This is a genomic window from Bacteroides sp. 224, assembly GCF_010500995.1.
Taxonomy (GTDB): Bacteria; Bacteroidota; Bacteroidia; order Bacteroidales; family Bacteroidaceae; genus Bacteroides.
Genome location: NZ_QVMK01000003.1, coordinates 18,518 through 35,211 on the forward strand (window position 1 = coordinate 18,518; position 16,694 = coordinate 35,211).

Consider the following 16,694-nt stretch of genomic DNA (forward strand, 5'->3'; position numbering starts at 1 on the left):
CGAATTATGTATTTGATATTTGAAGTTTCTTCACCCTATCTACATACGCACTACATCCATTTCTTTTATCAAAGGCTTCGGCCAGTTCAAGAGCTTTTGTATAGAAATGTTCCTTCAAAGCCTCTACATTATAGACTCCTGATTCGGCATACAGTTCGAACTCTGTGGGTAGATTCAGCGTAATGGTTTGATCTGTTTTAGATAGAATTTCAAGTCCTTCGGCCATATAATAGAAGAAGTCGTATCGGGTAAAGCCATCTCCTTCCAACACCCAAGCTATGTATCTTTCAATATACTTGAGCATCTTTTCTTTGTCTTTATCTGCCAGATAGCTGATTAGCATTCCTCCGTAAGAAGTGAGGTTTGGATTCTCCTTTTGCTCTTCCATCTCGTTCTCTCCTTGAGTGAATAGTTGGGCGGCCAATTCGTGCTTTCCTACTTTTTGTGCATTATAAAGCAATGTACAGAAAGTACGTGCCGGCACCTGAGAACAGTGTGGAACGTGTATTTGCTTGGTGAGCAGGGGTTGCGCTCTGTTGTAGGCTTCGTCAAACTGTCCGGACTCCAGATAGTAGTCCAACTCATAATCGAGGGTACAAGCAGCACAGTTATCCACATCATCTTGCGAACACTCATTCCGAAGGTCGAGGTACTCTTTGGCTTTCTCAACCTGCCCGATGGAAAGGGTTTCGGTGTAAAGCCTGTCATAATAGGCACGCAGCCCGTGACCGTTGCGGAGAAGGCGTGTTTTAAAGTCCTCCAAAATGCTTTCGATCTGTTCCATCGAAACGTCCGGGTTGCAGTACATGGCACCCAATACCCATTTATACTCCCAAAGGAAGTCGTTTTCGTCGAACCAGTCGGGGTGTTGTTCATAAGCGTTTAGTATCCATGTGAAGTTTGTTACCAGTTCTTCATCATTGGTTAGATAGTAGCTTTCGTGAAGTAGCTGCATACGTACGTCGTATCCCCATTCCACATCGTCGTTATCGTCGGCAATAGCTGCTGCTTGTTTAAGCAATTGAACTTTGTCTTTGTGAGTCAGACTTTTATTATTATCTACTTGGTAGAGTATCTTCTGTATTTCTAATGTGTATTTCATTCTGTTTTTGTTTTTAGTTTTTATGAATAAATCCGAGAATGTCTTGCATTCCCATAACAATTAAGCGATAAAGAGATTCGTTGAACAGGTTCATTCCTTCGTCATTAACCGGATACTTGCCCAATAGAAGCGATTGTATATAGAGAATGTTGACAATGGATTCAAAAACCACCACCTCTTTTATTTCCGTGAGTTTAAGTATCAGCTCGTTATTGGCATTCATGCATAGTGTAGGAGTTGTTTTCTGCACTTTGGGCTTAAATGCTCCCAACACGGAGTTCAACGGGTTATTGGCCGATTTGGCTTTTCCCTGATTAATCTTCTCGCTTGCCACAAAGATAACGGGGGTATCTGCCGGGGTGAAGTATTTAAGCTGACAAACACATCCCATCGGTTTCAGCAGTTCGTTGCATCGTTCCTCAAAGGTTCTGTATTCCGGATGTTCTGTATACGAAACCTCCTTGAAACTATCAAGAATGAAGGAAGGAGAGATCTTCTCCGTTTTAAAGTCGAACTGTTGACAAGCTTTCTTCAGCAGTGCTTCGTCGAAAGTATAAGCGGCATTGATAACCAACATTCCTTGAGAAGAAGCAATACGCCTGATTTGTTTAAAATCGTCCAACAGGGGTGTATAATAAACCTGAGAGTTGTAGTTGCGAATGCTTTTGAAATTGCGTGTACCTTTGTTTGTTTCAAAAGGTAGTTCGTCCATGAATAAGGAGAGCATTTCATTATCTTCCGCAGCAATAGCTTTGATATGCAGATAGTGTATATCGAGTATCTTATGAAACAAATCCGGGTCGGTATGTATCAGTCCTTTCAGGTAGTTCTTCAGGGCTTTTCCAATCTCTGTAGAAGCTTTGCGAAGTTCCTCGTTGTTTACCAACGATTCGCGAGAAGCAGTAGAAGAAAGAGCCTCCACATTCACTATACATTTTATAAAGAATGCCCAAGGGGGAAGTAAGTTGCAGTCTTCTTCGCTTAAAAGCATTCTTTTCAGGTATATTTTATGCGTTAGCTTGCCCGAGAACTGTGTTTTGAAAGGCAGGATATAAATAGTACCTGCTATTCGTCCGCATTCTGTTTTAATGGGGAATGCATCCAGAAAAGAAGCTTGAAACTCTTTTCTGCCGTAAGATAGCAGTTCCTCTTTACTTGCCTGAGGGTTTAGCCAAATGGGATTGGATTCGTTGATCTGTATCGGCTCTCCTCCTTCTCCTTTAGTTAAGAAGATGGGGTAAGGCAATGCCTTTCCATAAAGAGTCAGGCTGCGTTTAAATGTTTCGTATTCAAATAAATGCTTCCATTCGTTCTTGGGGGTCAGTATCACTTTGGTTCCAATGGGGCGTTCTTCGTCTATCGATACCGTTTCGTAAGTACCGTCTGCTTTTCCACACCACCTGATGGTTTTCTTATTCATCGCAGATCGTGTTTCAAAGATGATATCGTTACTTACCACAAAGCAAGAAAGCAAGCCGATACCAAACCTCCCGATAAAGTCGGCCGAAGAAAAAGAATCCCTTTTGGAACTCTCGCCAATCACGGTGAGCACCTGATGAATGTCGTCTTCGGTCAGACCGATTCCATTGTCGGTAAAACTCATGGAACCATTGTCGTGAAGTTCAACTTCTATACGTCCTTCGAAATTCTCGTCGATACTGCGGAAAGCAGTAATGGCATCGATTCCGTTTTGAAGCAATTCTCTGACAAAAGTACTCGGATTGCTATAGATATGCTCCGAGAGCAATGATATCATGCCTTTCAGGTTAACCTGAAAAAGATGAGGTTTATTCTCCATAATGTGTTTTAGTTACGAGATGTCAGTTACGAGTTACAAGTTACGAGTTACGAGTTACAAGTTACCAGTTACGAGTTACGAGTACTTTGCAGTATTAACACTTGTAACTCGTAACTTGTAACTCGTAACTACCCTATCCTCTACGTCTTTTTCCTGTAATTTTCAATGCTTGTTCGTGTCCGTTCTCGGCAGCTAACTCAAAGAGTTCCATGGCTTTATCTTCGTCTGCTTCTACTCCTTTTCCTATTAGATAACAGTTGGCCAGTTCAAATTGAGCATTGGCATGGTCGTCGTCGGAAGCTAACTGCAAGAGGGTTATACCTTCTTCCATATTGGGTGTACAACCTTCTCCGTTCATTAGCATCTTGCCTTTGTAGTATTGAGAAGGACTGTATTCGTAAGCAGCAGCATCGTTAAACCAACGGAAGGCTTCACTATGATTTTCTTTGGTTCCGTTACCATGATAATAGCAACGTGCCACACAATGCATGGCTCTCATGTAGCCATCTTCGGCAGCTTTCAGGTAGTACTTAAAGGCTTCCGGTTCGTTTTCTTCTACACCGATGCCGTATTCCAAACAAACACCTAAACCTTGGTTGACACAATTTTGCCCGGCGGCTTTCATGTAATACTCGTATGCTTTCTGGGTTTCGCCCGAATCGCCATAATCATATAAATAGTAGTCGCCCAGTTCCAATAAAGCATAAGCATAGTCTGATTCTGCTGCTTTAGACAGCCATTTGAGTGCTTCTTCATTATCGGAAGGTACATCCTCTCCTATTCCATACAGATAGTAGCAACCTACCTTATATTGTGCATAAGCATAGTCGTGTTCTGCTGCTTTAAGCATATATTCCAATGCCTTTTTACCATTGACTTCTACTCCATAACCTTCTTCGTAGCATAGAGCAAGTTCGGTTTCTCCTTTTGCCACTTCATTGTTGGCAGCGATTTGCAAGAAGCGAATGGCCTCATCCGGATTCTCTTCTACACCGATGCCGTGGCGGTAGCAGCGTCCGGCAAGGAAGTAAGCATAGGCATACTCGTTCTCGGTGGCTTTCATGATGAGTTCGAAGGCTTTGGCATCGTCTTCTTCTACGCCGTTACCTTCCTGATACATGAAAGCCAGTTCAACCATACAGTAAGCCGAACCCATTTCAACCCCCCGGCTGTAGTATTGGAGTGCTTTCTCGGTGTTTACTTCTCCTGCATACCCCATCAGGTGATAGCGTCCTGCCATTTCAAGGCCGTAAATGTCATTCATTGCAGCGGCTTTCTCGTAGTATGAGAGTGCGGTAGGATAATCATTTTCGCCGGTAAGTAACCCTTGTTCGTAGATACAACCTATGCGGTATGCTCCATATCCCGAGCCTCCGTTCATGGCTTGTTGGTATAGTTCCAAAGCTTTACCTGCATCTTGCTTCAAGATATTTCCATTAAGATATAAGTTAGCTTTGCAGATAAGTGCATCCGCATATTCTTGTTTAACGGCTTCATCCAGATACCATAATCCTTTTTCCTGATCTTTATATTCGTCCACGAAAAGATAAAGGTAGGCTAACTGATAGGTGCTATATGCATCATTGTACTGATAGCCTTTGTGTAGCCACTGAATGGCTCGTGCATTATCCTGCCACTCTTGTCCGGAGTTGAAATAGCAAATAAACAAGCTGCGTACGATGTTGTGCTGTCCGGCCATGAACGATTCTTCCATCAGGCGAAGACCTTCGGCCGGGGTTGCTTCTTCAAAAAGTTTGTTGTAGTTAAGGATACCCAGACGCACCATAGCGAATCCGGCACAGTCATCCTGAAGTATTTTCTTGTAGTATTTGGCTGCTTCCTCCGGTTTCTTAGCATATTCGCATAAGAAGGCTTGCAGTTCATCAACCATTCTTTGTACTTCGGGGTTTACACTTTCCTCGAAGGCTGCTTGGAAGAAAGTATTAGCTTCTTCTTGTTTACCTTCTTGCAGTAGTATATGAGTTTTGTAGATAGCAGCTTTCTGTTTGCCTACCGGATCGGTAATACTGTCGAGCAACTCCATTCCCTTTTCTCTATCAGGAGTTCCGCAGAATCCTCCATAAAGATAATATCCCCATAAAGCTTGGGCAGTAGCGTTTCCTCTTTGCGCAGCTTCTTCCAGCATGGGAAGAATCACAGAGGTATCTTCGTATCCGCGACGAGGATGAAGGCGCTGCAAGGCTTTCTCTATGATTGCTTCGGCAAATGAAGGAATAAGTAGATCGCAGACCCGGTTTATCTTTTCCCAAAAGAAGTGATAGTCTTCATCATTCAGGTTGCCGGAAGCTACACAATCGTATCCTTTAAAAATTCGCGTAAAGAACGTTTCGGTAGCCAGTGTGTCGAATTTGCTTTCGATGGCATATTCTAAAGTAGTCAATGCTTCGAACCAGTGCGCAGGTTGCATAAGCCGGTGATGAGTGAAGGCTTCGAATACTTCTTTGGTAAGTTTTTCCTTAGTTGTTTTCTCATAAGCTTTCAGATAGAAAGCTTGTAATGACTCCCCTTCTCCGGGGAATGGAGTGAATGCGTTGTTCATAATTGTTTTATAATTGTATATGAAATATAAAGTAGTTTCATTGGTGAATAAATAGCTTTAGCTGTATTGATACTTCACAAAGATACATTTTTTGATATAATAAAGATATCTTTTATTTAGTTTTATATATTATCGGCACTCAGTGTTGTTGTAATATTTACCAATCCCTGCATTGGGCTCTGCACTATCGAGCCTATTTTTATTCCTAATTCCTTCGCTGTTTCTTTCAAAATTCTTTGGTAGTAAAACGCCACCGACCCAACAAAGTGTACTTGATAATTGGGGTAGTCATACTGCATTACATTTCTTTGAAAGAACGCTTTAAAGGCATTGGATACTAATGTACGAATTTCTTCTTCCTGGATATTCTCTAAAAGAAATGGAGAAACACTTGCCAGAAACCTATTAGGAAATGGCTTTCGATACACCTTTTCTATAATTTCCGGAATAGTCAGGTTATATTGAAACAGAAACTTCTCTTTAAGTTTTGCAGATAACTGATTCTTTAGCAAATCACTAATCAATAGCTTACCCAATACAGCCCCACTTCCTTCATCTCCCAAAATAAATCCCAAAGGAGATACATGCGTTGTTATTTCTTTACCATTGTAGAAGCAAGAATTGGAACCTGTACCCAGAATACAAACAATACCCGGATTATCCCCACAGAGTCCACGAGCGGCTCCAAGCATATCGGAGTTGATTTCTATGCTTTTGGATACCTGAAAACAAGAAGATAATACATCTTGTATCATCGGATATTTCTCCGGTATGCAGCCGGCACCATAGAAGTATATATAGTCAAATATATTAGTATCTAAACGAGGTAGCAATGATTTGTCAATCTCCTCCCGGATTTCTTCTTTACTTTGGTAGAAAGGGTTGATTCCCTTTGTAAATACCTGCCGGATGAGCTGTCCGTTTTTCACTACGCACCAATCGGTTTTGGAAGAACCGCTGTCTGCAATTAATATCATCATATTTTAATATATATATTTTTCTTATATAACCAATAACCTACAAACCAGTTTAATGTTACAAATAGCAATGCATAGATGAGTGAACTCAAATATTTGTCGGAAATAACTTGTACAATCAGGTTGTAAATATATCCATGTAAACTAATCGCAGTATCCTCGTACGGAATACGTATATAACCAAATAAAAGTGATAAGAAAGCGGCGAACACATACATGAAAAGAGGATTCACTCCGAAAACTCTAAAGAATGAAGTCCAGCCTTTTAATCCTTTGCAATCAATAATCCAAATGAGAAGTGCAAGGAGGCTGGCAGCTAATCCACAAGTAATAATAACAAAGGAGGGCGACCATATCTTTTTGTTTATTGGACAACCATAACTCAACAAGAAACCAATAAACGTGAATGTTGTTCCTATGATAAACAGTTGCAACATCTTTTCATTTAAGTTCTTAGCTTCTAACAATAACTTTCCACAATAGAATCCTATTAATACATGAGCTATGGCAGAAACAGTACTAAGAAGTCCTTCGGGATCAATGCTGTTATCCTTATACATGTGATTAGCACCAAGGATATATCTATCTACAATAGAGAGAATGTTAGTTTCATTGTATTCGAATCCTTTTCCCAAAAGGAGAATCAAGAGATATCCAATAAGCAGGAAAGCGATAAGCGCGGGAATATATTTATGCTTCACAGTTAGAGCTATTAATGCTGTTACTCCATAACAGAGTGCCAAACGTTGCATTACTCCTAAAATGCGAATCTGTTCAAATTGTTCCGAAAAGCCCTTGCCTTGAAGAATAAGATAAAACCATGCAATACCTAACCCAATGGCGAAGATAACAAGTGTTCGTTTTATAATTTTCCAAGCAACAGTATGGCTGTACTGAAAGTTATACTTCTTTAAAGAAATATAGGTTGATATTCCCATAATAAACATGAAAAAAGGAAATACTAAGTCGGTAGGGGTTAACCCATTCCATTTCACATGTCGTAATGGGGCATATACATGACCCCAATTACCTGGGTTGTTCACTAAAATCATTCCTGCAATGGTAATACCTCGCAAGATATCTAATGAAAGTAGTCTTTGTTTGATGGGGGTGTTCATAAATCTGTATTATTCTTGGTTAAGCTTATTCCTTACCATTATAGCCGCTAAAATACCCGGAATAGTGCAAATGCATACCCATATAAAGAAGGAAGTATAACCAATCGCCTCCTGTATATAGCCTGCTGCCATTCCCGGCAACATCATCCCGGCAGCCATAAATGCTGTGCCTATGGCATAATGAGCTGTTTGATGTTCTCCCTTGGCTATGTGAATCAGGTAAAGGGTATAAGCAGTGAATCCAAATCCATATCCCAATTGCTCAATTGCCACCGAGAATATAATAATCCAGTTATCTTGTGGTACTGTTGCAGCCAGATAGACGTATAGTAGGTCGGGTAGGTTGATGGCTAATGCCATAGGAACGATCCACTTCTTTAAACCTTGTCGAGATACAAGAATACCTCCTAAAATTCCACCTACCGTAAGTGCTATTAATCCGATTGTTCCGTAAATCATTCCGACAGTAGCCGTAGGAAGTTCTAAGCCACCGCAATCTTTTTGATCTAATAAAAAAGGAGAAGCAATCTTTACTAATTGAGATTCCCCCAACCTATAAGTAAGTAAAAAGAAGAGAGCTAATCCAAGATGTTTCTTTTGGAAGAATGAGCCAATGGTTAGGAAAAAATTAGTAAGGATTTCTTTGACACTCACCTGTTTTCCGGGTACATCATTAATAGGACGGGGAAGCACGAAATGATGATATAACATCAGTCCAAGGAAAATACCAGCCATCAAATAGAAGGTAATACTCCAGGCCATAGGGATATTCGCTGTACCATCGGCTGATAAAGAACTTGTTTCCAACCAACCGGCAAACATAACCAATATTCCTTGCCCGAATATATTGGCGAGGCGATAGAAGGTATTCCGGATACCAACAAAGAAGGACTGTTCTTCATTACTAAGTCCCAACATATAGAAACCGTCTGCGGCAATATCGTGTGTAGCCGAGCTAAACGCCAATAGCCAGAAGAAAGCCAGCGTTACCTGCAAATAGTAATCCGTTGGAATAGAGAAGGCAATTCCGGCGAAGCCGGCAGCTATAAGCCCTTGCATGGATACTATCCACAACCGCTTGGTTTTAATAAGGTCTATAAAAGGACTCCATAAGGGTTTTATCAACCAAGGCAAATAGAGCCAACCAGTATAAAGACCTATTTCAGCATTAGAAAGCCCCAAACGTTTATACATGATAACGGCTACTGTCATAACCGCAACGTATGGAAGTCCTTCGGCAAAGTAGAGGGTCGGGATCCATGCCCAGGGAGAGGACTTTTTAGTTAGGCGTTTCACTGGGCTTCTATTTTCCATTCACCAATGTTTCGTTCTTCTGAATTAAAGTTGACTCCTATTTTAACTAGTTTTCGTCCATCTGCTTCGTAAGGAATCAGGTAACCTTTGTTGTTTATCTGCTCAAGCGCTTCCTGAACGGTTCCATTTAACTTAAATTCGAAAACAAAGATGGCATCTTTTGTTTTTACTACTGCATCAGCCCGACCGCGCGCACTACGTACTTCAGCTTCGGCAAACTGTCCCATCAGTTTGAATATTAAATAGAATACAACTTGATAATGACGTTCGGTCCGGTCATTCAATTCGTAGGGAAAATCGGCAAAAAAAGAACGTAGGCGAGTAAGGAAAGCATCTACGTCTCCTTGACGAAGCTCACTCACAAAACGCCCCACGTAAAATGCTGTATTATCTGCAGATATACTGGTGTAGAATGGAGTTACAAAATTAAGAAAGCCATATTTTACCTCCTCGTTGGGAAATCCGAGCTTATAGGTACGAAATTCTTCGTCATAAGACTTTATAGTAAGGTACCCACTTTGGTAAATCATGGGTATAGGGTTATTGGCACTTGCCCGATCTGCAATCAGTGAGTTGGCAGATACCTCTATGCCCTCCAACTCTCGAAGGTCATAATCTGTTTTTTGAAGCATTTCTGCCAAAAAGGTGGGAGTACCACTGGCAAACCAATAGCTGCGAAGTTTTTGGGTAGAGAGCGCATTAAGTATACTGAACGGATTAAATATTCCTTCTTGTTGGTCTTCGTTAAAAAAATAGCCATCATACATACAAGTCAGTTCAGTTATGGCTTCATCATGAGTCATATTGTTGTTAACGGCAAGAGCCTCTATCTCTGGGTCGAAGGTGTCTTCTATCTCTTTCCGGGTAAGTCCACAAAGGTCACAGAAGCGATTATCAAGGCTAATATCCATCAACTGGTTCAGGTTACTGAATATGCCCATTTGAGCAAACTTTGTAACTCCGGTGATAAAAATGAATTGAAGCCAAGCATCGGCACTCTTCAACACACTGTAGAACCCGGTAAGAAGTTCACGAAAGCTGTTCTGTAACTTCTCATCATGAAAACTGCGCAGTAGTGGTTTATCGTATTCGTCGATAAGCACTACCACTCGCAACCCGGTTTTTTGATATGCCTTTTGAATAACGGTCATAAAACGACCGGAGTAACTTTCTCCGGCACCTCCTGTTTCATATAATTCCTCCCACTCACGAAGTTGACGAGAAAGGATCTTTTCCAGATCTTCATACGTTTCATACTTCTCTGCATTCAAATCAAGATGTAATACCGGATACTGTTTCCAGTCTTTTTCTACTGTTTCAATGAACAACCCTTCAAAGAGTTCTTTCTTTCCCTGAAAATAGGCTTCAAGCGTAGAGAGTATCAGACTTTTGCCAAATCGTCTTGGGCGACTCAAGAAGTAAGGGTTACCCATTTGAATAAGTTGATACATCTGCTTTGTTTTATCTACATAAAGATACCCATCGCTACGAAGTTTCTCGAAGTTTTGTATTCCAATAGGATAACGACGGGGAAGACCCGGATGTTTTATAGAGATGCTCATAGAATAATAACAGTTATTATTGACCAATGTTTCTTGTTAGAGCAAAGATATGATTTTTTATGGAGAATAGTATACTCTTTTTATAGTAGCCCCCTTATAATAATGAAGTAATATATCACTATAAGAATATCCCTTCTCCCCCATAACAGCAGCTCCTATCTGGCAAAGACCCACACCGTGTCCCCAGCCGGCACCGGTTAAGATGAATTTACCGGGAATTGCATCTTCAATATCCGTTTTATCTATTACGAATGCAGAGCTGTATAAATGAGAAGTAGAAAGCGTGCGACGTATCTCCAACTCTTTTCCTATAATCATGGTGCGCTTGCTACCTACAATCTTTAGTTTTATTAATCGGGCGGAAGTACCTCTTTCAACAGGAATCAAGTCTATAATATTTCCAAAATCAATACCTGAACGGTTGAAGATCAGTTCAGACAACTCTTTTTGAGTATACTCCACCTTCCATCGGTAAAAGTTAGTGGTTTCTTGATCGTAGTTATTGAGGACTTGAGATAGGATATTCTTATCTGTAGTGTTGCAGAAAGCTTCGGGAGAAGTGCGTATCCATCTTTCCGCCTCTGCCTCTAATCGCAAATCGGGCAGATTGGTATAATCCTTACTATCTCTTTGTTTGAGGAGGTAGGGGTGCAGTATATTCTCCCAAGCATTTTGGAACTCTTCAAAAGCTCCTCCACAGCATTTGGAGAAGCGAGCATCACAAATCCGATCATCAAAAGTTAATACTTGCCCGTATGTTGCGCGAATGGCCTCTTTCACTATTTCAGTGGAGGCACGGGTAATGCCTTGGTAGCGTTGGCAATGATCATCTGCACAAACATCGAAGTGAGTATGGTCTTCTCTATCATACCACTTTACCAATTCTCCTTCGTTTTGAGTAAAGTTGGAGACGCTTTTCTGTTGAGAACTAACTGTTTTATTTTTCTGTACTTGGCTCAGCAACCAACTCCTCGATATAACAGCGTGCGCCTTAAGCAACTCCAGAGAAGCGGTGGCACTCATCTCCGAAGAGATAACACTTGTGAGATAGTTCTCTACATGAATAAGGTTGATTCCCGTTAGTTTACCATTCTCTACTATAATTTTAAAGCTGCCTTGAAAGCGTTGATTCTCTTTTCTTTCCCAATGAAAATTGATGCCAATAGTAACATCCTTTATCTCGAACTCACTGTTTGTTTTATTAACCGGTTCAAACAATAATTCATCGAACAGAGTACCCAACCACTCTATTTTACCCTCTTTATAGGTTGCTGTATGCTTGCCCTCAATCTCTTTGTTGTTTATCTGATAAGGAGCCAACAGCACAAAGTCAATCTGATTCTCAGATAATATGCCTACACTAACTTGGGGTTCTTTCATAGAGTTGATTTAATTTGTTGGGTTATTGTGCGGAGTTTATTTCCTGATACACAAACCTCATTCAATATATATTTGATCTCTGCCGATGTTATTTTGTTGAAGTCCTTTTCGAGGGGGGAGATAAACATTCCACCTAAATCAACAGAAGCAGGACTTATCAGGAGGTTCTTATCTCCTTCGGCAAAGTATAAATCCGGGCGATGTTTCTCGCGAGGGAAGATACAGGTTATCCAGATACCTTTCTCGTACCAAGCTAATATGTTCATCATGGGTTCTTCATCTTCGGGCTTTAGTTCCAGGGCGTTGTAAACGGAGTTGAAGAGAACCTCAGCTTCCGGCAGATTATCCGATTCAATAACGAATGTAGCCCTTGGAGTGTCGTGTATGCGCCATAAGATGGCTCCGGGATGCTTTACCACCCTCTCTTTGGGTATGAAGCTCCATTCCTTTTCTATGGGTAGGAAACCTTTATTGCCTGCCTGAAAGTGTAGATGATCGGGGGCGGAGGCTCCGGATTTAGGGCCGTTGTAGAAGACAATGTACTCGTCCAGCTCCTTAGCCAGATTCAGCATATCGGCAAATCTCCCTTTGATAAGTTGTTTGGAGTGACTGATATAAGGTATGGTTAAATGGCGTGGGAATATAGGATAAGGATTGACAAGTATGGTATAACGTTCTGCAAAAGGAACGCCTTTCTGCTCGGTTGGGCGGTTAGCGCCACAAAGAAAGCAGGGACGTTGCTGTATCGACTTTGCATCTACTTTAGCTGCCGAAGAAGTAATGCGTGCCGGATTGAACTGTACTTTACAGGTACAATAGTTTATTTTAAACTCATTCGTCTTTGCTTGCGAAAGTGCTTCATAGTTATCTTTTGCCAACTTCCAATCGGTAAGTTGCTCGCGAAACAGGTTTTGTACAGCTTCCTTTATCATGGTATGTTTCTATTCATGGCAATGCGTGCCTGCAACTCCCAGGTTCTTAATCTATCTTTATATGTATTATGAATATTCAGTTTAAGAATATCTAAAGAGGCATCCGAGTTATCTTCCCATCTGCGGCAAAGATAAACCACTTCATATACACGCCCAATTTGATAATGGCGAGAGAATGCCAATCCCAATGCATAATCCTCGCCATAGCTGGTATTGGGTACATTGATTTCTCTCAGAATAGGAGTATAAAAAGCACGTGGAGCACCCAGCCCATTAATGCGCAGTGCGTTGTTGCGTCCATTCTCCGGAGTCCACTCTTTATGGTCGATGATGCCGGGGGGTATCGTATTCAGGTTGAAGTCTGTCATTCTATAAGTTCCCACTACCATGGCACATTGTTGCTCGTAGAAGGCGTTGACCATTAATTGCAGCGTATGCTCGTCGCTATATATATCGTCGCTATCTAATTGCACGGCAAATTTTCCGCACTGAGGATGATGAATGCCTATATTCCAGCAACCGCCGATACCTAAGTCGGTTCGTTCCGGCAGCAGGTGAATAATTCTTTCGTCGGAAGTATATTTACGAATGGCTTCGGTTGTTCCGTCAGTAGAATGATTATCTATAATGATAAGATTGAACTTAAAGTCCGTTTTTTGTTTGAGTACGGATTGAATGGCATCTTCTATGGTACGAATGCGATTACGAACCGGTATGATGACAGAAGCTTCGTACTCAAAGCCCTCCTTATCAAAGGATATGGATTGGAAGCGAGGAGGCAGATAGCCGCCTATTTCCTTTAAGTGTTCGGTGCAAGCCTGCTCCATCTCTACCTGAACCTGCCTGTTTTTAGGGTCCACATAGTCGAACATCTTTTCACTGTTCTTCCGGTTATCAGACGAGGTTTCGGTATATAGATACTCATTGATATGCACCAGTTCTCCTTTTTGCGAAAGCTTTAGGCGGAAGTCATAAAACCCGGCAAATTGATAATCGGCACTCATGCAAGAAACAGCCTCCACGAAGGCTGAGCTCCTGATAAGTAAGAGAGAACCAAAATCGAAATCATCTCGCAAACTGCCCAGTTGGTAATCAATAACCGGATGGCTTATTGTGTTTCCATCAATTAACCGGTAATGATCGGCATATACCATACTTGCCCGGCTTGATTCCAGTATTTGCATCATGCGTTCCAAGGCAAAGTAGCCCAATGTACAAGCTTTGTCACCAATGTGCAACAGTACGTAAGGGGCTTCTATACCACCGGAAGCAATCTCCCTGAATGTGCTGCTACCCGTTAGTGGGCTGATGGTTAATTCCCGGCAATTTGCAAGAGCTTTCATTTGAATGTTTTTTTAGTGCATATACTTGCTCACAAAGTTCCTTGTTCTATCTACATATTCCTCCGTATGATCCCAATACGCATCAGCGTGTTCTACTTCGGGAATTACCCACAATTCTTTTTCGCCGGGTTTGGCTTCGTAAAGGGGGTAAACCATTTGGGTAGGCACATACGTATCATTGCCTCCATGTATAAAGAACATGGGGCGATTGCATTTCTTTACCTGTTCCAATGCCGTTGCTTCTTTAAATCCCCAACCATTCTTCATCTTGCAATATAGGGAAGTGGTATGCATCAGAGGGAAGGCAGGCAGGCCGTATTCGGCTTTTAGTTTATGGGCAAATTCATCCCATACGCTGGTGTATCCGCAGTCTTCCACAAAGCACTTGATGTTGTCGGGCAGTTCTTCGCCGGATGTCATCATGGTAGTGGCTGCTCCCATAGATATGCCATGAAGAACCATTCGGGTGGTGTCGCCATATAGTTGGGTGGTTACATCTATCCATTGGAGAATATCCAAGCGATCTTTCCAGCCCATTTGTATATACTCTCCATCGCTTTTGCCATGCCCACGTAGGTCGGGCAGTAGGATGTTGTATCCCAATACCTTATTATATAGGTGACCAATCATAAGCATACGAATAGAGTTGTCGGTATATCCATGAATGATTAATGCGGTATTTGGCGACTCCTCTGCCGATTTCACATACAGGGCATGAAGCTTTGCGCCATCTTCTGCCAAGATGAAAGTGTCTTTTAGTGCCGAGTGGTGGTGTAGGCTATCTACCCACTCTTTCATATATGTATGTTCAAAAAGGTAGGCATAAGAATCTTCTTCGTCCGTGGCGGATGTTTGGGAAGCCAAAGAGAAATTAAACATAAATACAGTTCCTCCAATGAGGATAATCAATAAAACGACAAGAACGCTTAGGGTGATAACTGTTTTTTTACTTTTCATGCTCAGCATCTCTAATGTTTTTCTGAACAGATATGGCAGCATATACACTCATGGTATAGGCTATTCCATAAAATCCCTTTTCGCTTAATAGCAACTCGGCATTCCATAATCCGACAACCAGCAGCAGAATAGAAGCCAATGTGCCAAACCAACTGATAGACAGAAATATATTTGTAACGGGTACTCCATCCAATTTGTCGCGAACGCTCTTTTGCAGGGCAATCACCGAAAAGAGCCCGAACAGCAGAATGGTAAAATAGTAGCCTTTCTCATTCAACTGCATTTCTGCATTATACAAACCTATCAGGTAGCAAACTACTCCGATAAGTAATACAATCCAAGTAGCAGCGATGTAAGCCGGAGATGGGGTTTTGCTCTTTTTTGATGGGGTATTTGCGATTTTAACTTCTTCTTCCATTTGTTAGTGTTTTAAATTATCATATTTTGAAATATTCAGCGGACAAAAATAGATTTAATTTTATAGAAAACAAAAGCCCGACCTAAAAACATAAGTCGGGCTTCCTATTTTAGCTGTTTTTGAGGCTTTATTTAACATCTCCCTCTTTAATCAGATACTCTGCAATTTGTACAGCATTCAATGCAGCACCTTTCTTTATCTGATCGCTTACAGTCCAGAAAGTTAATCCGTTTTCGTTGGTTAAGTCCTTACGGATACGACCTACATACACAGGATCTTTACCGGCAAGGAATAACGGCATCGGATAATTTTTAGCTTCCGGATCATCTTGCAAAATAATTCCGTCGGCTTTCGAGAATGCTTCGCGGGCTTCTGTTATAGAAATAGGACGCTCTGTTTCTACCCAAATGCTTTCGGAATGTGCTCTTAAAGCAGGCACACGTACACAGGTTGCACTTACTTTAATGTCGGAGTGCATAATTTTCTGTGTTTCGTTGTACATCTTCATTTCCTCTTTGGTGTATCCGTTTTCAGTGAATACATCTACTTGAGGAATCAGGTTGAAAGCCAACTGATAAGCGAATTTCTCTACAGTTACTTCTTCACCGGCCAATACCTGGCGATATTGTTCGTATAACTCGTCCATAGCAGCAGCACCGGCACCACTGGCAGCCTGATAGGTTGATACATGAACGGTTTTGATGTGAGAAAGCTCTTCGATTGCTTTCAATGCCACTACCATTTGAATAGTAGTACAGTTCGGATTGGCAATCACACCACGAGGACGATCTTTGGCATCCACAGCATTTACTTCGGGTACTACCAAAGGTACATCATTATCCATACGGAAAGCGCTGGAGTTATCAATCATTACCGCACCGTATTTGGTGATGGTCTTTTCAAACTCTTTAGAAGTTCCTGCACCGGCAGAGGTGAAAGCAATGTCTATATCCTTGAAGTCATCATTGTGTTGCAGAAGTTTGACTTCGATCTGTTTACCGCGGAACGTGTATTTACTTCCGGCACTACGTTTAGAGCCGAACAACACTAATTCATCCAACGGGAAATTTCTCTCATCAAGCACGCGCAGGAACTCTTGTCCTACGGCTCCGCTTACGCCAACGATAGCTACTTTCATCTTTTCTTTTGTTTAATTTGTGAGTAATTGGATGCAAAAATACTATAAAATGTGATAATATCACGTTTATTTGCTTATATATTTATCGTTTTGAG

12 protein-coding genes and 1 pseudogene are annotated in these 16,694 nt (G+C 41.4%); all 13 read right to left on the reverse strand.

All coding sequences use genetic code 11. The annotated features are described in order from the left end of the window. Positions 1-4 precede the first annotated feature (4 nt). Positions 5-1,102 (reverse strand): hypothetical protein, encoded by a 1,098-nt coding sequence (locus D0T60_RS02740; protein ID WP_163216618.1) that lies wholly within the window; start codon positions 1,100-1,102, stop codon positions 5-7. 13 nt (positions 1,103-1,115) lie between these two features. Further along, on the reverse strand, positions 1,116-2,900 hold the full coding sequence (locus D0T60_RS02745) for an HSP90 family protein (RefSeq protein ID WP_163216619.1): 1,785 nt from the start codon (positions 2,898-2,900) through the stop codon (positions 1,116-1,118). 133 nt (positions 2,901-3,033) lie between these two features. Then, positions 3,034-5,460: a sel1 repeat family protein gene (locus D0T60_RS02750; protein WP_163216620.1), complete on the reverse strand. Its 2,427-nt coding sequence runs from the start codon at positions 5,458-5,460 to the stop codon at positions 3,034-3,036. Positions 5,461-5,582: 122 nt separating this feature from the next. Further along, positions 5,583-6,437: an ATPase gene (locus D0T60_RS02755; RefSeq protein ID WP_163216768.1), complete on the reverse strand. Its 855-nt coding sequence runs from the start codon at positions 6,435-6,437 to the stop codon at positions 5,583-5,585. Further along, the gene (locus tag D0T60_RS02760; protein WP_163216621.1) at positions 6,437-7,555 is read right to left on the reverse strand and encodes an acyltransferase family protein; all 1,119 of its coding nucleotides are present in this window, start codon (positions 7,553-7,555) and stop codon (positions 6,437-6,439) included. The genes D0T60_RS02755 and D0T60_RS02760 overlap by 1 nt, the downstream gene beginning before the upstream one ends. A gap of 9 nt (positions 7,556-7,564) precedes the next feature. Then, positions 7,565-8,869 (reverse strand): MFS transporter, encoded by a 1,305-nt coding sequence (locus D0T60_RS02765; RefSeq protein WP_163216622.1) that lies wholly within the window; start codon positions 8,867-8,869, stop codon positions 7,565-7,567. Beyond that, a complete protein-coding gene (locus D0T60_RS02770) occupies positions 8,848-10,431 on the reverse strand; it encodes an ATP-binding protein (protein WP_163216623.1) in 1,584 nt (527 codons plus the stop codon). The genes D0T60_RS02765 and D0T60_RS02770 overlap by 22 nt, the downstream gene beginning before the upstream one ends. Positions 10,432-10,488: 57 nt before the next feature. Continuing rightward, positions 10,489-11,811: a SpoIID/LytB domain-containing protein gene (locus tag D0T60_RS02775; protein ID WP_163216624.1), complete on the reverse strand. Its 1,323-nt coding sequence runs from the start codon at positions 11,809-11,811 to the stop codon at positions 10,489-10,491. Then, on the reverse strand, positions 11,808-12,740 hold the full coding sequence (locus D0T60_RS02780; RefSeq protein WP_370524366.1) for a DUF4922 domain-containing protein: 933 nt from the start codon (positions 12,738-12,740) through the stop codon (positions 11,808-11,810). The genes D0T60_RS02775 and D0T60_RS02780 overlap by 4 nt, the downstream gene beginning before the upstream one ends. After that, a pseudogene (locus tag D0T60_RS02785) lies at positions 12,740-14,077 on the reverse strand (glycosyltransferase family 2 protein); the annotation flags it as partial. The gene D0T60_RS02780 and the pseudogene D0T60_RS02785, both read right to left, overlap by 1 nt. A gap of 21 nt (positions 14,078-14,098) precedes the next feature. Next, the gene (locus D0T60_RS02790) at positions 14,099-15,043 is read right to left on the reverse strand and encodes an alpha/beta hydrolase (protein WP_163216627.1); all 945 of its coding nucleotides are present in this window, start codon (positions 15,041-15,043) and stop codon (positions 14,099-14,101) included. Next, the gene (gene yiaA / locus D0T60_RS02795; protein WP_163216628.1) at positions 15,033-15,461 is read right to left on the reverse strand and encodes an inner membrane protein YiaA; all 429 of its coding nucleotides are present in this window, start codon (positions 15,459-15,461) and stop codon (positions 15,033-15,035) included. Before yiaA ends, D0T60_RS02790 begins: the two co-directional genes overlap by 11 nt. Positions 15,462-15,588: 127 nt before the next feature. Further along, entirely contained in the window at positions 15,589-16,599 is a 1,011-nt protein-coding gene (locus D0T60_RS02800; protein WP_163216629.1) for an aspartate-semialdehyde dehydrogenase, read from the reverse strand. Positions 16,600-16,694: the final 95 nt, after the last annotated feature.